General features: G+C 35.1%; 16 protein-coding genes. 1 reads left to right on the forward strand and 15 read right to left on the reverse strand.

Features of this window, described 5'->3' with window-relative positions; translation table 11 throughout:
- Nucleotides 1-22 precede the first annotated feature (22 nt).
- The 5 genes from A9CBEGH2_RS05805 to A9CBEGH2_RS05825 form a co-directional block, all read right to left on the reverse strand.
- Entirely contained in the window at nucleotides 23-463 is a 441-nt protein-coding gene (locus A9CBEGH2_RS05805) for a hypothetical protein (RefSeq protein ID WP_163051648.1), read from the reverse strand.
- Between the two features lie 2 nt (nucleotides 464-465).
- Nucleotides 466-1542: a cell division protein FtsZ gene (ftsZ, locus tag A9CBEGH2_RS05810; protein WP_118277015.1), complete on the reverse strand. Its 1077-nt coding sequence runs from the start codon at nucleotides 1540-1542 to the stop codon at nucleotides 466-468.
- Nucleotides 1543-1565: 23 nt separating this feature from the next.
- A complete protein-coding gene (locus A9CBEGH2_RS05815; protein WP_115715301.1) occupies nucleotides 1566-2825 on the reverse strand; it encodes a cell division protein FtsA in 1260 nt (419 codons plus the stop codon).
- A 167-nt stretch (nucleotides 2826-2992) separates the two neighbouring features.
- Nucleotides 2993-4432 carry a cadherin-like beta sandwich domain-containing protein gene (locus tag A9CBEGH2_RS05820; protein ID WP_115715302.1) on the reverse strand — a complete coding sequence of 480 codons (1440 nt, stop codon included), beginning with the start codon at nucleotides 4430-4432 and terminating at the stop codon, nucleotides 2993-2995.
- A 14-nt stretch (nucleotides 4433-4446) separates the two neighbouring features.
- Nucleotides 4447-6381: a glucosaminidase domain-containing protein gene (locus A9CBEGH2_RS05825; protein ID WP_163051652.1), complete on the reverse strand. Its 1935-nt coding sequence runs from the start codon at nucleotides 6379-6381 to the stop codon at nucleotides 4447-4449.
- Between the two features lie 202 nt (nucleotides 6382-6583).
- On the opposite strand from A9CBEGH2_RS05825, the gene rpmB reads away from it, so the two are divergent.
- The gene (rpmB, locus tag A9CBEGH2_RS05830) at nucleotides 6584-6775 is read left to right on the forward strand and encodes a 50S ribosomal protein L28 (RefSeq protein WP_115715304.1); all 192 of its coding nucleotides are present in this window, start codon (nucleotides 6584-6586) and stop codon (nucleotides 6773-6775) included.
- A 71-nt stretch (nucleotides 6776-6846) separates the two neighbouring features.
- Here the strand turns inward: rpmB and A9CBEGH2_RS05835 are convergent, their stop codons facing one another.
- The 10 genes from A9CBEGH2_RS05835 to A9CBEGH2_RS05880 all read right to left on the reverse strand — a co-directional run bounded on the left by A9CBEGH2_RS05835 (nucleotide 6847) and on the right by A9CBEGH2_RS05880 (nucleotide 18095).
- Complete coding sequence (locus tag A9CBEGH2_RS05835; RefSeq protein WP_408609165.1) at nucleotides 6847-8460, reverse strand: nucleoside kinase; 1614 nt, start codon at nucleotides 8458-8460, stop codon at nucleotides 6847-6849.
- 86 nt (nucleotides 8461-8546) lie between these two features.
- Nucleotides 8547-9152 carry a thiamine diphosphokinase gene (locus A9CBEGH2_RS05840; RefSeq protein ID WP_118277011.1) on the reverse strand — a complete coding sequence of 202 codons (606 nt, stop codon included), beginning with the start codon at nucleotides 9150-9152 and terminating at the stop codon, nucleotides 8547-8549.
- Nucleotides 9140-9805, reverse strand: coding sequence for a ribulose-phosphate 3-epimerase (rpe, locus tag A9CBEGH2_RS05845; protein ID WP_115715306.1), 666 nt, complete (start codon nucleotides 9803-9805; stop codon nucleotides 9140-9142). Before rpe ends, A9CBEGH2_RS05840 begins: the two co-directional genes overlap by 13 nt.
- Before the next feature lie 10 nt (nucleotides 9806-9815).
- Entirely contained in the window at nucleotides 9816-10682 is an 867-nt protein-coding gene (gene rsgA, locus A9CBEGH2_RS05850) for a ribosome small subunit-dependent GTPase A (protein WP_163051658.1), read from the reverse strand.
- Entirely contained in the window at nucleotides 10669-12342 is a 1674-nt protein-coding gene (gene pknB / locus A9CBEGH2_RS05855) for a Stk1 family PASTA domain-containing Ser/Thr kinase (protein ID WP_115715308.1), read from the reverse strand. The genes rsgA and pknB overlap by 14 nt, the downstream gene beginning before the upstream one ends.
- Nucleotides 12339-13085, reverse strand: coding sequence for a Stp1/IreP family PP2C-type Ser/Thr phosphatase (locus A9CBEGH2_RS05860; RefSeq protein ID WP_115715309.1), 747 nt, complete (start codon nucleotides 13083-13085; stop codon nucleotides 12339-12341). The genes pknB and A9CBEGH2_RS05860 overlap by 4 nt, the downstream gene beginning before the upstream one ends.
- Nucleotides 13085-14134 (reverse strand): dual-specificity RNA methyltransferase RlmN, encoded by a 1050-nt coding sequence (gene rlmN, locus A9CBEGH2_RS05865; protein ID WP_118277010.1) that lies wholly within the window; start codon nucleotides 14132-14134, stop codon nucleotides 13085-13087. The genes A9CBEGH2_RS05860 and rlmN overlap by 1 nt, the downstream gene beginning before the upstream one ends.
- Before the next feature lie 116 nt (nucleotides 14135-14250).
- Nucleotides 14251-15582 (reverse strand): TldD/PmbA family protein, encoded by a 1332-nt coding sequence (locus A9CBEGH2_RS05870; protein ID WP_115715310.1) that lies wholly within the window; start codon nucleotides 15580-15582, stop codon nucleotides 14251-14253.
- Nucleotides 15575-16975 carry a TldD/PmbA family protein gene (locus A9CBEGH2_RS05875; protein ID WP_163104410.1) on the reverse strand — a complete coding sequence of 467 codons (1401 nt, stop codon included), beginning with the start codon at nucleotides 16973-16975 and terminating at the stop codon, nucleotides 15575-15577. The genes A9CBEGH2_RS05870 and A9CBEGH2_RS05875 overlap by 8 nt, the downstream gene beginning before the upstream one ends.
- Nucleotides 16976-17216: 241 nt before the next feature.
- A complete protein-coding gene (locus tag A9CBEGH2_RS05880) occupies nucleotides 17217-18095 on the reverse strand; it encodes an SPL family radical SAM protein (protein ID WP_115715312.1) in 879 nt (292 codons plus the stop codon).
- Nucleotides 18096-18104 lie beyond the last annotated feature (9 nt).

Genomic DNA, 18104 nt, shown 5'->3' on the forward strand with positions numbered 1-18104 from the left:
ATACACAGCAAAGCCATGTATCTTAATGCACTTTATATTTCTTTTTTATTTTTTGAAACTCTTCTTCTAAAAACTCTTTCAGATCTTCTATCTCAAATGCAGTATCTTCAAAAATCTCATGATTTAAAAACATATCAAGGTAAATTCTTCTACATGTTTTTGTATCTTCATCATATTCTACAACAGAACCTGAATATGGCTGCATAGATGGAAAACCTTCTACAGAAAGAAATGTGGAATGAAGTTGTCCTCGAATACCATCTATTTCAAATATAGCTGGACTAACAAGAACATTATGATGATTTTCTATAAATTCCTGTAAATACTCTGTATGTTTATGACAGGAAGAAATGAAAATCATTTTCGTCTGCTCCTTTTGAAGCAGACTTAGAAATCTCTCTCTTACCTTATCCTGCATCGGATTTGATAAGAACATTGTATCTTCAATATAATATAATTTCATTTTTAACGTCTAAAGAAAGAAGGAATACCTTTATCATCATCTTCATCTTCGATATAAGTTGAGTGAACTTCCTGAGATCTGGCAGACTTAACAGGCTGTGAAAAAGAAGTCTGTGCAGATGCAATATCTTCATCTTCCGCATCAAAACCAGTTGCGATAACCGTAACGATGATGGAATCACCAAGTTTTTCGTTAATAGCAACACCAAAAATAACATCTACATCATTTCCAGCAGCTTCACGAATCAATGCCATAGCATCTTCTGCATCAAACAAAGTAATGCTTTCTCCACCTGTAATATTTACGATTGCATTACGTGCACCTGCAATTTGTACTTCCAATAAAGGAGACTGAATCGCTTTTTCAGCTGCTACACGTGCTTTATCTTCTCCTTCAGCCATACCGATACCAATTAATGCAGAACCCTGATTTTCCATAATTGTACGAACATCCGCAAAGTCAAGGTTGATCATTGCTGGAACTGCAATTAAATCAGTAATTGTCTGAACCCCCTGACGCAATACGTTATCAGCTGCCTGGAAAGCCTCTGTCAATGGACGTCTTCCAATTACTTCAATCAGATTATTGTTAGATACAATAATCAAAGAATCAACATATTGTTTCAATTCTGCAAGTCCTGCTTCTGCAGCCTGCATACGTTTTTTACCTTCAAAAGTAAATGGCTTTGTAACGATACCTACCGTTAAAGCACCTTCTTCTTTCGCAATTTTCGCAAACAATGGTGCAGCACCTGTACCTGTTCCTCCACCTAAACCTGTTGTTACAAATACCATATCGCTGCCTTTGATTGCTTCACGAATTTCATTTTCACTTTCCTGTGCAGCGCGTCTTCCCATTTCTGGATTTGCACCAGCACCTAGACCTTTTGTTACTTCACGTCCCAAAATAATTTTATTTTTAACCAGAGAGTTGTTTAATACAGACAAATCCGTATTTGCCACATAAAACTCTACTCCCTTTACACCTTCATTTACCATTCGGTTAACAGCGTTGCAGCCTCCGCCTCCAACACCAAAAACCTTTATATTAGCTACCTGGTCAAACTGTAATTCACTCATCTTCATTCCTCACTCTCTTATACCTATTTATCATTAAGTAAAATACTTTTCAGTTTTTTTGTAAAACCGCCTTCATCATCATTAGATTTCATTCTGCGGCTAACACTTCCAACAGAAGCCACTACGTCCTGCTGCGCACAGCTTACTCTCTCATCAGCACGTATTTTCTGCTGCTCTTTCCAGCTATAAAACATACCAAGACAAACAGTTAATGAACAGTCTCTGGCACCGATTGTCTGTGGAACATAAATATTCCAAGGTGCATTTAATCCATCCAAAACATCTTTGATTGCCTGTATTTCACAGCCCTCTCCACTTAGTAAATACTGCACATCTCCATTTTCAATTATTGGCGCACATGCTTCATTCACAGTATTCAGCCAGTTGCGAACCATAGGAGCTGTCATTTCACAAACATTTCGCTCGGTTAACTGACGCTGTACACCATTTTTTGCCCAAACATAAATAACAGAATTTTGCGCATACGTCTCATTAAACGTGCAAGTATTCTGCAACAATCGAAAGCCAACATGTTCACTTAAATTTGTCTGTTCCAGCAATCTTTCCATCCAGCTGCCATAACCAGTTAACAACACTTCACAATTTGCAAGCTTTCCATGTGTAAACAAGGATAAAGTTGTAGACTGACGTGATATATCTACCAGTACTACATACTTATCTACCGTCTGTTCAAAAACAGCTGCTTCCTGTGCAGAAGCATAAGAATCAAGGCAAACATCCAATATTTCTAAGCCTGCCCGTTCTACACACCTTGCATAAGAATACACAATGTCTTTATCTGCATATAATAAATCAACATCCATCAATAAAATATCACAAACTTCATCAATTGGAATTTTACGAGATGTAATCCCATTTACTATGTATTTGATACACCCTACATTAACCAATTCCACCTGTTCATCAGGTTTATATGATACTGCTTCATTTAATGCCTTTTGTACATCGCTTAATCGAATACGTTTACTGCTTTCCTGTGGAATAACATGAACTCTTCGATTATGACGCTGTACATTTACACTAGGAAGAGCTAGGAGAACTCTTTCAATTCGATACCCTAATGCTTCCTGTGCCTGATGCAAGGTTTTTATAATCCCATTTACAACATTTTGCTCATCTGAAATTCTTTTATCTATAACTCCAGTGACTGCCGCTTTTTCTACGCGTAAAATATTAAAACGGGTCTCATAAAATTCACCAACAACAAGTCGAACTTCATGATCCGCAATTTCTATAGAGGCAAATATTTCCTTTTTCTCCATAAGGATGACCCCCTTACTTTCATTTCTACTTATACTTCTATATCATATCATAAATCGTGTACTTTAAAAACACTTTCAAAGAAAATGTCAAAATATTTTTCCTAAAATAATAGCTCTATCGAAATTTAAAAGCAGGAAACATTTTACTTCAATTTCCTGCTCTTCGTTTATTCTTTATCTTTAAATTTATTCATAAGACTATCTGCTTCTATATTAGAAGCTTTTGACATTTTTCTTGCAGGCATATTTACCCTTTCATATTTTAAAGAAGTACCCTTTCTTTTAGAAGCCATCACAATAGAAACAATCATGCCAACAGCAAATATCCCCGCTGCAATACCAAATATAACATTCCACATTTGACTATTATCCAGTTTTTTCTCCATATCCTCTTTATATTTCACAAAGGCTTCTTGTGAAAGCGGAGCACTTCCAGAATATAGCTGTAATGTATTCTGTGTTTTTTCATACTGATAATACACATATTTACCAGCATCGTTCATTACATAAATCAATGCATAGTTTTCTAGATTTTTATCATCAAAAGTCCATCCTGTAAATTCTTTTCCATCTACCTTTACTTTTGTGAAATTCATTCCTTCTCTTTTCTGAAGATTTTCTGGAACATCTATACGTACAATATTCTGACCTAAAACAGCCATTGGTTCATAAACAGAAACAACTTCCTGTTTTGTTTCATCATAAATGTAATAACCTTCTGTTCCCTCACTTTGTAAATACACTAATGTTATATTTAAAGCATTGTTTTTCCATGCAGGAATTTCTATACCATCCACTTTTATCTTTGTCTCATCAAATGCCTTAGATAATTTCCCGCCTTTTCCATTATGAGCAGAAACACCGAACTTCACTCCATTATAAGTCATGTAAGTTAACGGTTTTTCATCAACATACACATTGATCGTATAAGTTGTAGATGAGCCATCTTCGGCACTGCATACAACAGATAGCTTATTATTTCCAGGCTCTAATTCTCTTGTACCAGCACCAGAAACACTTGCTTTCGCATCTCTTGCACTCGCAGAAATCTTAATACTTGAAGCAGTAGATGGAAGAGTTACTTTATAAGAAGTTGTTCCTGAAGCAAAATTAGGAGAAAGTTTACCCTGGGATACACTCAAAGATGCAAGAGCACTATCAGTGTTTTTCTTTACTTCTTCCTTTGGTTCATCTTTTACAACATTCTGATTCGTATTATTTTGATTTCCTCCGCTAGAAGTTGGTCTATTCATAACTGTAACATAAGAACTTCCACTAACATTTTGATCTAAGCCTGTATCATAGCTAGCCAATACTCCGGATACATTGATACCAATTGTTCCTGCTGATGTAGCTTTCACTGTATAAGACTGAGAGCTATTATCTAACCATATACTGTCATTTACTGCACCTGAAATATTTACATTCCCAGCAGAATTTGAGGCACTAACAGTAAATGTCACACTATCTCCTACATAAACGCTTCCTGCACTAGCACTTACTGATAAACCTCCTGCCGCAAATAGTTTTACCGGCAAGCCTAGAACACTAACGATTACTGTTAAAGCAAAAGCCCATATACATATTTTTTTCATTATTCTTTTCATCAAGTTCTCCTTTTCTATTTACCCATTATTTTATTTTTAATCCAAATATAATCTGCAGGGCTAATTTTATTATCTTTATTTGCATCCGCAGCCTGTAAAGCTGTTCCTGTTAGTTTTGACTTATTCATAATATGATTTTTTACCAAAACATAATCTGCAGGTGTAAGTTTTCCATCAAGGTTAGCATCCCCCTGTTTATAACTAGGCTTTGGCGGTGTTGTTTCACTACCATTACCGTTATCGTTTCCACCATTGCCAGCATCAACTTTATCTAGCAAGTAAATATCGTTATCAGCTTTTATGTACGCATAATTTTTAGAAAAATCATAAACACCATTACTGTCTGTATTTACATTGCTGCGATCACTCTTTAAGATTTCATCAGATTGAATTTTATACCATGTTCCCTGCGAATTTTTTACCGTATCTAAAATTACATACGAAAACTGATGAATTACTTTTCCTGCATCATTTCCAGTTTGATAATATAATTTAGACTTGCTATCTGCTTCTTTATATACAGAAGCTGTAGCATTTCCTCTATCTATTCCAAGCTGATATTTCTGATAATCTTTCTTGCCATTGATATTTTCTAACTGCCAGGCTTGAGCTGCTGCTTTTTCACCCCAATATGGATCAGAAGCATATTTCACATTCATTCCACTTTGTTTATCACCTAAGTGTGGACCATAATATCGCCAGTCAAATGGAGAAGCATAGCCTAAGGATACATAATTTTTCGCATAATCATTAATACAGGCTTCTACAGATGCAAACGTACTTGCAGAAGTACCTGGACTAGAATCCACTGCATTTAATCCAAAAATATTGTTTTTGCTTTGTGCAATGGAGCTCATTCCCCATGCACTTTCATTGATGGCAAGTCCCATCATCAAGGCCGCATTCGCACCAAACTTTTCAGCACCCGTAAAAGCTGATCCTTTATTCCAGATTTTTGACTTGCTGGTTGTTCTTGATGCTATGTATTTATTTATATCTGCTGCCGAATAAGAAGTTTTTGTACGCTGTGATAAAAACTGGTAATAGTTATAGTAAGGCTGTGAAGCATTTACTGCATTGCTGTAGCGATTATTTTTATAATCATCGATCATGGCTGCATAAGATGTATAAAAATAATGTCCGTCATAGCTGTAATACTTTGTATTAGATTTTATATAATTTGGCTGATATCCTACCATTTGTGTAGAAGCAGCGCCACTTCCATAAACATTTGTACTTATATAATGATAAAATTTACCATTGTCCGCTTTATAATAACTTATATTTAAACTATTTGTATACGGTATAATTTCTACATTGGATGCATTTACCCAGCCAGTTACCCCAGCCATCTTGAATTTCACTTTATTCCCACTAGTTGCCAGATACGCAGCATCTGCCGCATAGCTTGCATGTGTATATCCTGCAATGCCGGTACCATCTTCTGTATAGGAAGTTGTATCTCCAATATTCTTAAATCTTACAATAGATGGTGCAGTAGTGGAACGAAGCACATCCTTTGTATAAACAGACACTTCACTTGGAACTGCATATCTTGTCCTCAATTTTGTACTTTCAGACATCACTGCAGTTGAGCGATTGTTTTGAATGGAGAAGGCACTTTCCTGGGCCTCTTTCATCGTGTCTTCTTTCGCAACTGTTATCATTTCTCCATTTTCACTTTCTACTTTAACATCAAAAGTGATATGTTTTTGCTGCTGTTCAGGCATTTTTGTATTCTCCACAACATCTGCGCTTTCCGGCGTAATATATTGAATATTTCCATCTTTATCCATGGATAAAAACAATCCACTCTTATCAGAATAAGACTGTCCCTGCATCTTAAGCTCTTCATTAGATGCATACAAATCTGATTTATTTATCATATAGAAACTTGCAGTTAAAATCGCTGCAGCAGATAACAAAGTTAGTACTTTCTTTTGTTTCATCCTCTCACATCCTTTAATAGAATACTTTACAATCACCCTCATTATATATGAGGATAGCATTTAATACAATCATTTCTATATGGGAAAATTTACAAAAAAAACACATTGTATAAAAAAGTTAAAAAAATTCCTTGCTTTTTTCTATATGTAATGCTATGATTACTAAGCGAATTATGTTTATATACGGAAGGAGGTAAACGGTATGTCAAAAGTTTGTGCAATTACAGGTAAAGGTCCTTTATCAGGTAATAGACGCTCTCACTCAATGCGTGCATCTCGTCGTAACTGGAATGTAAATTTACAGAAGGTTAAAGTCGTTGTTGATGGGAAACCTCAAACGATCCGTATTAGTGCTCGTGCATTAAAAACATTAAAAAGAAAAGGCACTATCTAAGAGTGATCATTAAAACAGGGAAACCTGTTTTTTCTTTTATAAGACAAACGAAGCCGTCATTGTGACGGCTTTTAATATACATCAAATACACTATTTCCAATGAATTCTGCTAAAATACTATGTCTTGGAATCGCATCACTTTCTCCTTCTACAAAATAAGATAAAAGTTTTTCAATACGATGAGCCTCTAAATATTCTTTCTGATCCACTGTAATTTCATTTAATAATGGTAATACAATTGTTTTTAAAATAGGAAGTTCATATATCATAGATGAATTAAACACCGCATCTGCTTCTTCTTGATATGGATAAATATATTTTTCTTCTCCTTCAACTACATTTTTCCATAAATGAATTGTTTGGGCTGCACTCCAGCCTCGAAATTGATAATCTCTGGCAATACGTCTAATTAGACGATAATCTTTGGTTGGAATTGGATTATGTTCATCTAGATTCAAATGTGTTAATGCATTGATATAAATCTTAAACACGCTGTCTGCTGGCAAAGCATTTGTTATTTTTGGATTTAATCCATGTATTCCTTCAATGATTAAAATTTGATTATCTTCTAAACACAGCGGTTCTTTTCGCCATTCTCTTTTCCCTTTTTGAAAATTAAACAAAGGCATTTGTACTTCTTCTTTCTGTAAGAGTTTTTTAAGACATGTTTGTAAAAGAGGAACATCCAAAGCTTCTAAACATTCAAAATCATAAGAACCATCTGCCAGTTTTGGAGTATCCTCACGATTTTTAAAAAAATCATCCATAGATAATGCTACCGGATTTTTTCCTAATATTTTTAAATGAATGGCTAAACGTCTAGAAAACGTTGTTTTCCCTGCAGAACTGGGACCGGATATCAAAACGAATTTGATTTTTTCTTTTTGAACCATCTTCTCTGCTACTTGTGCCAGTTTTTTCTCTACCATCGTTTCACTCATCAAGACCATATTCTGCATATCCCCATGTAGAATTTTTTGATTTAACTGTGCTACATTGCTTGCGCCAATAAGTCGTCCCCATCTTTCAAATTCCTGAAATACTTGAAACATCTTTGGCTGGTTCTTAAATACTTCTTGCGAGGAAAGCCATATCCCTCCTTCATAAAGACGTAATGAAAAATGTGTAAGATAAGTTGTATTCGGCAGTAAAATACCATAAAAATAACCATCTATTCCTTCCAAACTATAAATATTTACATTTTTTCTCTTCCGCATTTCAAACAACTGTGCCTTATCTAGTTTATTTGTTTCTTTAAAAAAAGTAACTGCTTTTTGTAATGGCATACTTACTTTATGAATGATACACTTATGTTCGACCATGTCCTGCATTCGTTTTTGAATCGTTTGTACACATTTTTCATCAAGGTGTTCTTTTCCTTCCATTCTACAAAAATAACCATTGCTAAGGGAATGTTCCACATGCACCTCACAATCAGGATACAACTGTTTAACTGCACTAATAAAAAGCATAGAAAGTGTTCTATCATAAATCTTTTTCCCTGTATCACTTTCTGGATCAATCGTTTGAAGTTTTCCATCTTCCATCATACAATAACTTACATCATGCAGATGCCCGTTAAATAAAAATGCATATACGTTTTTCTGTTCTTCTTTCGACAACAATGAAAAAGCACATGTTCCTTTTTTTATATCCAACATTTTATCATTATATAAAATTTTCAAAAAAATCACCTCTATTGCATAGTATATGCTTTTATTATAATACAAATTCTTTCATAAAACTGTTAAAAAGTCAGCTTTTCAGCTGACTAATCCTTTGCTTCTATCATTAATACACTTCCCTCATGTATTATAATTTCTGCATAATCCTCTACAATCTCATTAGAAATTGCATATATATCCCGTTTATAAAGTTTCCTTTTTTCAAGCGGATAAGCAACCCCCTGCTCACTAATGACACTTTCTTTTAAAGGAATAAAAGATAAATAGGTATATTCTTTTTTAATTTTATAAGTACCTTGATGCAATACACGTATACGATTTTGATCATCCATAAGAATCAAAGGAAGATCTCGATGAATCAATAATGATAGATTTGCAATCTCATGATCCATTCTTCCCCCAAAACCACCATATACATAAATGGTTTTATATCCTTTTTCCAGTGCATAGGAAATTGCGGCTTCCGTATCTGTTTCATTTTTCTTTTCTGGAAGTCTTACGACTTCACTTTCAGAAGATATCCATTCATATTCCTGCTTGCTGACACTGTCAAAATCTCCAATAGCCCCTACCATCTTTACATGATTTTGTACACATAACAAGGCGCCATGATCAACACCGATCATATCCATTGATTTTAAAGAATCTGGAATATGTTTTGCCATCCCCAAGATAAGTACTACTTCAGACATAACAAAGAATCAACAGCTTTCATAATATCATTTTTGAAAACATAACTTCCTGCAACCAGTGTATCACAACCTGCTTCTACTGCTAAAACAGCGGTTTTATCATTGATGCCTCCATCGATTTCCAAACGTACATCTAAATCACGTTCATCAATTTCTTTACGTAAAACACGTACTTTTTCCAGCTGATCTTCCATGAAAGACTGCCCGCCAAAACCAGGTTCAACACTCATGACCAATACAACATCCATATATTCCAGATAAGGAAGCAAAGTTTCTACAGATGTTTTTGGACGAAGAGAAACACCTGCCTTTACACCTCTTTCACGTATATGTTTACAAAGCTTTATAACTTCTTCCATATTTTCCAACGCTTCTACATGGAATGTTAAAACATCCGCACCGGCATCTATAAAGATATCCGCATAGGTTTTTGGATCACTTACCATGATATGCACATCCATCACCTTATCTACTGCTTTTTTTACACCTTTTAAAATATCTGGCCCAAATGTTAGATTTGGCACAAAATGTCCATCCATCACATCAAAATGAAGCCATTCTGCTTTGCTTTCGTTCACTTCTTTTAATTGTTCACTTGTTCTGGAAAAATCCAGAGATAAGATAGATGGCGCAATAATACATTTTTTCTTCATACTCTTTCTCCTAATATTTTACCTTCGCATTTTTTATCATTTCTACGATTTCTACATAATGTTCATAGCGTTCTTTCTTAATACTTCCCTGCTCACATGCATTTCGTATCGCACAATCTGGTTCTTTCACATGGATACAGTCATTAAAACGACATTCATGTAAATAGTCTTGAAAATCAGGAATTCTTTCTGCCAATGTTAAAGCATCCATATTTGTAAAATCCATGGAAGAAAATCCTGGTGTATCTGCAACCCAGCCACCAGCAATTTCATGAAGCTCACAATGTCTTGTCGTATGCTTCCCTCTACCTAACGCTTTACTGATTTCCTGCGTCTGTAAATGAAAACTTGGATCGATACGATTCAACAAAGAGCTTTTTCCTGCACCGCTTTGTCCAGTCAATACACTAATTTTTCCTTTTAATGCCTGTATTAGTTCATCACATGCATATCCTTTTCCACTTACATAGACTTCATATCCACTTTCTTTATACTCTTTAATTTTCTGATGAATGATATCATCTTCTTCAATCAAATCCATCTTCGTAAAACAAAGAACAGGATGAATCTGTGCATAAACTACTTGAAAGATCAGACGATCTACCAGTACAGTAGAAAAATCAGGATTTTTACAAGACATTACAATGATTGCCTGATCTACATTTGCGATAGAGGGACGAACCAATTCATTTTTTCTAGGCAGAATTTTCTGAATACCAATCTGATTCTCAAATTCTTCAATCATAACCAAATCTCCTACAACAGGAGATTTGCTTTTGCGAAGTTTTCCCATCGCAACACATAACAAACGATTTCCCATTTCATCCAGCACTTCATAACGACTGGAAACAATTTTAATGATTCTAGCCTTCTTCATAATAGTATAACGTAATAACGTTATCTCCTTCCTGTGTGTACCATGAGCCTTCCTGTGGATCAACCTTCACTACAACACCACTTTCAGCAGTTTCCCCTTCCGGCAGTGGCATTGCATGTAAAACAGGGCTAATTCCCTTCTCTTCCAGCATTGCCTTGACCTCTTCCACACGTTTTCCAACAAACCCTTCAATTTTAAAAGATACGCTTTGTGTTACCACAAATTTTAATTCATATACTTTATCCGGATCTAATTTTTCTCCGACAGAAATACCACTTTGTTCTATAATATAGCCCGCTTTTTGCTGTGTCGTCTGCTTATACTCAACAGATACATGCAGATAAGGAACTTTTTCTTCCAGCATCTGTTTTACTTCCTCAAAATTCTGATACGTATAATCTTCCAGCGTATAATACATTCCTTTTGAAACTTTCAACGTAATTCCATCTTTTGTCTGTACTCTTTTTTCACCTGATGGTTCCATTTCATATACGATACCTTTTTCTATATCATCTGTATATGCTTCTTCTATTTTAATATTGTTTTCTGAAAAACCAAGCTCTATCAATTCCTGTTTTGCTGCTTCTATCGTTTGATTTCTTACATCAGGAAGCTGAACAATTTTATTACTTCCAAAAGCTGTAACAAACAAAAGAAAGCTAATAAGAACGATAAGCAAAACCATAACAATTATACCCATTGGTTTTCTTTTTTTCTTTTTTGTTCCTTTTACACTAGCGTTTTCTTTTTTTCCTTTGTTGACTTCTTTATTTACTTTCTTATTTCTTATATCAATAGTTGGATCATCATCAACCGGAAATGTCAATTTTTCGACATTTTTATTCATCTCATCCATACAATGTTCCAAATCATATAACATTTCCTTTGCGCTTTGATAACGATTCATGCGATTTTTAACCGTTGCTTTTATAATAATATTTTCAACAGACTGATATACTGTAGGATTAAATTCACGAATACTTGGAATTTCTTCTCTTAAATGTTTCATTGCTATTTGTACAGGACTATCTCCTTTAAAAGGAACACTTCCTCTTAACAACTCATAAAACACAATTCCAAGTGCATAAATATCGACTTGATGATTGATCGTTTCTCCCTTTGTTGTTTCTGGCGCCAAATAGTGAGCACTTCCTAAAACTGCATCATCTCTTGTCAGCTGTACAACATCATGTGCTAAAGCAATTCCAAAATCGGTAATCTTCACAGTGCCATCATCTGTTACCAAAACATTTTGCGGCTTGATATCACGATGAATAATATTATGTTCATGTGCGTGCTGCACCGCACTTACCAGCTGTTTCATAATGGATACAGCTTCTTTTTGACTTAATGCACCACGCTGAGAAATCATCTGCTTCAAAGTTCTTCCTCGAACATATTCCATGACGATATAATGTCTTCCTTCATATTCTCCAACATCATATACATCTACAACATTTGGATGATGCAATTTACTAACTGCACTGGCTTCTCTTTGAAAGCGAAGTAATGCAACTGGGTCTTTCCCCAACTCGCCGCGAAGAATTTTTACCGCAACTTCACGATTTAAAATCGTATCTAAAGCAAGATATACATCTGCCATGCCTCCTTCTCCTAAAGAAGACATCAGCATATAGCGATCAGAAATCATCTTCTTCATGCCGCATCCTCCTTCTCAATAAGAATGACACTGACATTATCAAAACCACCTGCATCTAAAGCAGCCTGAATAAGAAGATCCACTTTCTTTTCCAATGAAAAATCACTTTCTAAAATACGGCGAATCATCGTTTCACTTACATACCCATGCAAACCATCACTGCAAATCAAAAGACAGCGATAATCTTTATTAATTTTATTTACATCAATACGAATGTTATCCCAAACACCAACAGCATTTGTTAAAACATTGCGATTGGGATGGTTTCTAGCTTCCTCTTCACTGACTTCTCCTTTTTTCAACAAATCAGCCACATAGGAATGATCTTCTGTCAAGCAGATAAAATCATCCTCATACAAACCATACGTACGCGAATCTCCCGCATTAAAAATATAGGCAGCATCCTCACATTGAATAACCCCTACCATAGTTGTTCCCATCCCATGTAATTTTGGGTTTGAAGAAGCCTCTGTATATACCAAATCATTTGCTTCTTTGATCGTATTTAACAGCCACTGCTTGATTTCCACATCTGTTTTTTTCGAAATATCAAACGCTTTAAAACTATCCTGCATATGACGAACAGCCATCTTGCTAGCAACATCGCCGCCATTTCCTCCGCCAATACCATCACAAACAATTCCCATCAATGCATGCGCACCGTTTTCCACTACGGCAAAGCTATCCTGGTTATTTTTTCTGCGAAGCCCCGTATGCGTTTTTCCAAAACCATGCACAAGCATTACCTTCCTTCCTCTTCTTTGCGTAAATGTTTGATACGCAGCTGTCCACAAGCCGCATCAATATCGGCACCATGTTCTTTACGAATCGTACAGCGAATTCCCTGTTTCATCAAGGCATCATAAAATACCATCGCACTGGCATGATCCACTCCTTTAAATCCATGTTCATCAACAGAATTATACGGAATTAGATTCACATAGGCATTTAATCCTTTTAATAATTTTGCCAATTGTTTTACATGTTCAGGTTTATCGTTTACACCCTTCAATAAAATATATTCAAAAGTTAAACGACGATTGTTTTCAGAAGCATAATAACGAATTGCCTCCATTAGTTTTTCTAAAGGATATGCATGATTAACCGGCATCAGCTGATCACGCAGTTCATTGTTTGGCGCATGCAAAGAAATCGCCAGATTGTATTGGGTATGTTCTTTTGCGAACTCATAGATACGAGGTACAACACCACATGTTGAAATCGTAATATGACGAGCTCCGATCCCTAAACCACGATCATGATTTACCGTACTTAAAAAATTCATCACATTTTCATAGTTGTCAAAAGGCTCTCCTGTTCCCATAACAACAATGTGGCTTAAACGATCTTGGGTTTTATCCAAATCCTGCTGCACATACAATACCTGTGCTACCATTTCTCCACTTGTCAGATTTCTTTTTTTCTTTGTTAAACCACTCGCACAAAAAGCACACCCCATATTACATCCTACCTGTGATGTAACACAAATGCTTTTTCCATAGTCAAACTGCATCAATACACTTTCAATCAAAGAACCATCTTCCAAGGCAAACAAATACTTGCAGGTTCCATCACTGGAAACTTGTTTATCTCTTAATTCCAAAGAAGCAAGAGAATAGTTTTGTTTTAATATTTCACGAGTATCTTTCGATAAATCACTCATCTCATCTATAGTCGAAACGCGTTTGCGATACAGCCACTGAAAAATCTGATGTCCACGAAATTTCTTCCATCCCTGTTCTAGTGCCATATCACACATCTGCTCATAATTAAAATCATATAAACTTTTCATTTTATCACCATGTATTATTTTACCATAAAAAATCTTTTGTTCATCACTGGATTTCACAAATACAAAAAGAGTACAGACTTCTATAACATAAACCTTATAAAAGTCTGTACAAATACTTATTTTCCACTTACGGCTATATTCGCAAACAAAATACTTGGAGTTCCAATTCCAGATAAATTCATCTTGCAATCATTTCCCACCATAGAAATATGATTCATCATATCCATGAAATTTCCTGCTATGGTAAATAAATTGATCGGTTTTACAATTTTTCCATGTTCTACATAATAACCGCTGGACTGTAAAGAAAATTCTGTAGAAATTGGATTTAACCCTGCATGCAGCCCAGTAATAGAAGTTACGATAATTCCCTTATCCATAGAAGCAATCATGGCTTCATAACTATGTTTCCCATTTTGAATATAGAAATTGGTTGGCGAAATACCTACAGCAGAGCTATATCCTCCTTTAAAACCATTCCCAGTTGAAGCTGTATGCATCATCATAGCAGATTTACTGTTATGAAGATACGTTTTTAAAACTCCATTTTCTACAACCGTTTTCTTAAAGCAGGCAACACCTTCATCATCAAATGGTGCGCTATTATAACCATTTTCCATCAAAGGGTCATCAATGATCGTTATTTTATCATCAAATATTTTTGTATCCTGTTTATCTTTTAATAAAGAGATACCTTTAAATGCATCTTCTCCATCAAACAAGCCACTTAAAGCCGTAAACAAACTAGACATGGCTTCCTTTTCCATCAACACTGGATACATACCACTTTCAACCGTATCCGCATGAAGTTTGGATATAACTTTATCACATAAGTTTTGACAGAAGGCTTCTACATCCACATCTTCTAAAGAAGATAGTGTGCACCAGTCATACTCACTTTTCGCATCTTCTCCATCTTTTGCCAATACCTGCATGCTTATAACACTGACACTGTCATGATCATCAAGTATCATACCTTTGGTATTACAGATACTTCTTGTAACATCAATTTCTGCATAGGAAGTTCCCATGACCTGTGAAATACGCGCATCCATAGAAAGAAGTGTTTTTTCCATCTGTTTCAACAAATCGATTTTTTTCGTATTTTCCATTGTTAAAAGCGTATTTTCTTTACGTTTTACTGTTGGATAAGAAGAAGCAGGCATCATAATTTCCACTTTATCTTCACTGGAAATCGTTTGCGCATTGCGCTTGATCATTTCCAGTACGCTTTCCATTTCTTCCTCTCTCACTTCTTCTAAAAAACAGTTTCCCATTTTTCCATTATATACGCCGCGCATTGCGATTCCATCACAATCTGATATCGTATAAGAATCAACTTTTTGTTCGTACACTTCAATTGATGTTGACGTATGTCTTTGTTCATAAATTTCAAATTCTTCTAATCCAGCTTTTTTCGCTGCTTCCATCCAAGCCTGTTTATTCATTTGCACTTCCTCCTTCCTTTCCACCTACAATCATATCCTGCACACGTAAAGGAGGCTGTCCAACATCGGTAGGAATCGATCCACTGCTTGCCCCGCACATTCCCTGTGCACGAAGAAGATCACTTCCTACCATATCAATTTTCATCAATACATCTGCACCATTTCCAATTAAAGTAGCACCTTTTACAGGCTTTGTAATTTTTCCATCAACGATTAAATATCCTTCATTAACCGCAAAGTTAAAATCACCGGTACTAGGATCAACACTACCTCCACCCATACGTTTCGCATAAAGTCCATAAGATGTCTTTTTGATCATATCTTCCAAAGTATCTTTTCCAGGGGCAATAAACGTATTCGTCATACGAGAAGTAGTTTCATATTTATAAGATTCTCTACGAGAACTAGAAGTAGATTCCATTCCCATACGTTTTCCATTTAACGTATCTACCAGATAGCTTTTTAAAATTCCATTTTCGATAAGAACTCTTCTTTTCTGGAAATTTCCTTCATCATCAATATTGCTGGAACCCCAGGCATTTGGAATCGTCCCATCATCAATCGCTGTTACACAGTCACTGGCTATTTTTTGATTTAGCTTGCTGCTAAACACAGACTGTCCTTTTGAAACTGCACTGGCTTCCAAAGAATGCCCGCATGCCTCATGGAAAATAACACCACCAAAACCATTGTCCATGATAACCGGCATCGTTCCACTTGGACAATCATCTGCATAAAGCATTGCCATGGCAATACGTGCTGCTTCTTTTCCTGTTTCTTCTGGAATCGCTTCCTCATAAAACTCCATTCCTTTGCTGGCACCTGGAGAGCATGTTCCCGTTTCTAATAAGTCTCCATCAGATGCAATCGCATTCACTGCCATTCTTGTATGAATACGTGTATCCTGAATATATTTTCCATCACTATTCGCAATTGCCACATGCTGCTCTTCATCAATTAAACTAGCCATTACTTTACTGATATGTTCATCATATGCTTTGGCCGCATCATTGGCACGTTTCAACAATTCCACTTTTTTATCCATTGGATACTCTTTTGGATAAATTTTAACTGGATGCTGATTTTCATATACAACTTCTTCTAATGTTACCTGTTTTTGTACAGGATTTCCTTCCACTGCCATAGATAGTTTTTTCGCAAATTCCACTAAATTTTCTTCTGTTAAATCATTTGTATATGCGTAAACAGATTCAAATCCATGATAGATACGAAGTCCAATTCCACGAACTACTCCGCTATTTACATTTTCTACGATTCCATTCAACATAGAAATACCATTTTTATATTTCTTTTCTTCAAAGATTTCCGCAAAATCTCCACCAGTAGATAAAGCGATTTCCAAAACCTTTTCTAATATTTCTTTTTTCAGCATACTTTTCACCTCTTACGCTAAGTATACTCTTCTTCATCCTTTAAAACAACAAAGAACACTTATAACATTATAATAATATTGAAAACCTCCATTTATTCATGATGTGTATTTGGTTTTCTTCATATACAAAAAAGTTAGTTTTTCCAAAAAAATCTTATTGTGACTTTTCAACTAAATTCATCAATTCTTCTACATCTGATATTTCCTCAAGTATCAAGGTTTCTCCCATATACAAATACTTCTATTTTTCATGAAATAAACTTAACTGTACATGGTTTTGTTTCATTTCAAATGTAGTTACATATTCAAAGATTTTTTTATTGTTATGGATAATTCCATTTTCCTCGCATAACTGATGAAATAATTTCATTAAATGCAAACTATTTGGACTATCAATTTCATACTGCATCCCATATGTTTTTATATATTTTTCTTTCATGTGTGGAAACAATTTATCCAATTGCTCATAAAAATATTCTCTGTTTCCTTCTCGAAGTGTTAACCCCATACCAAAGCAAACAATTCCATACACCTTTGCTTCTATACAATACTGAAGAATCCCTTTTATATTTTCCTCTGTATCATTAATAAAAGGAAGAATTGGACAAAGCCATACAACAGTAGGTATTCCTTCTTCATGTAATCTTTTTAAAACTTCGACTCTTTCTTTTGTCGTACTAACATTTGGTTCAATTTTCTTACACAAATCCTCATCATACGTTGTCAATGTCATTTGCACAACACACTTTGTCTGTTCATTAATTGCCTTTAACAAATCTAAATCTTGTAAGATTCGATTCGACTTTGTAAGTAAGCTCATCCCATATCCATATTGATTTGCTAAAGACAAAGCTTTTCGAACATTTCTGATCTTTGTTTCAAGAGGAATATAAGGATCACTCATTGCCCCCATTCCTAACATACATTTTTTACGCTTTCTTCTTAATGTGTTTTCTAATAATACAATGGCATTTTCTTTCACTTCTATATCTTCAAAATCATGTTCCATATGATAACATTTACTTCTGGCATCGCAATAAATACAGCCATGAGAACAACCACGATACAGATTCATTCCATTTGATGAAGATAAAATCCCCTTAACTTTTACATAATGCATATGTATATA

Origin of the sequence: Amedibacterium intestinale, assembly GCF_010537335.1 — a bacterium.
Lineage (GTDB): Bacteria > Bacillota_I > Bacilli_A > Erysipelotrichales > Erysipelotrichaceae > Amedibacterium > Amedibacterium intestinale.

Excerpts from the sequence above, each read along its gene's own strand:
- A9CBEGH2_RS05825 (WP_163051652.1), bottom strand. The coding sequence starts at position 6,381 with ATGAAACAAAAGAAAGTACTAACTTTGTTATCTGCTGCAGCGATTTTA.
- A9CBEGH2_RS05820 (WP_115715302.1), bottom strand. The coding sequence starts at position 4,432 with ATGAAAAGAATAATGAAAAAAATATGTATATGGGCTTTTGCTTTAACA.
- pknB (WP_115715308.1), bottom strand. The coding sequence starts at position 12,342 with ATGAAGAAGATGATTTCTGATCGCTATATGCTGATGTCTTCTTTAGGA.
- A9CBEGH2_RS05805 (WP_163051648.1), bottom strand. The coding sequence starts at position 463 with ATGAAATTATATTATATTGAAGATACAATGTTCTTATCAAATCCGATG.
- A9CBEGH2_RS05880 (WP_115715312.1), bottom strand. The coding sequence starts at position 18,095 with ATGCATTATGTAAAAGTTAAGGGGATTTTATCTTCATCAAATGGAATG.
- rlmN (WP_118277010.1), bottom strand. The coding sequence starts at position 14,134 with ATGAAAAGTTTATATGATTTTAATTATGAGCAGATGTGTGATATGGCA.
- rpe (WP_115715306.1), bottom strand. The coding sequence starts at position 9,805 with ATGAAGAAAAAATGTATTATTGCGCCATCTATCTTATCTCTGGATTTT.
- A9CBEGH2_RS05870 (WP_115715310.1), bottom strand. The coding sequence starts at position 15,582 with ATGAATAAACAGGCTTGGATGGAAGCAGCGAAAAAAGCTGGATTAGAA.
- A9CBEGH2_RS05840 (WP_118277011.1), bottom strand. The coding sequence starts at position 9,152 with ATGTCTGAAGTAGTACTTATCTTGGGGATGGCAAAACATATTCCAGAT.
- rsgA (WP_163051658.1), bottom strand. The coding sequence starts at position 10,682 with ATGAAGAAGGCTAGAATCATTAAAATTGTTTCCAGTCGTTATGAAGTG.
- rpmB (WP_115715304.1), top strand. The coding sequence starts at position 6,584 with ATGTCAAAAGTTTGTGCAATTACAGGTAAAGGTCCTTTATCAGGTAAT.
- ftsZ (WP_118277015.1), bottom strand. The coding sequence starts at position 1,542 with ATGAGTGAATTACAGTTTGACCAGGTAGCTAATATAAAGGTTTTTGGT.
- A9CBEGH2_RS05875 (WP_163104410.1), bottom strand. The coding sequence starts at position 16,975 with ATGCTGAAAAAAGAAATATTAGAAAAGGTTTTGGAAATCGCTTTATCT.
- A9CBEGH2_RS05860 (WP_115715309.1), bottom strand. The coding sequence starts at position 13,085 with ATGCTTGTGCATGGTTTTGGAAAAACGCATACGGGGCTTCGCAGAAAA.
- A9CBEGH2_RS05815 (WP_115715301.1), bottom strand. The coding sequence starts at position 2,825 with ATGGAGAAAAAGGAAATATTTGCCTCTATAGAAATTGCGGATCATGAA.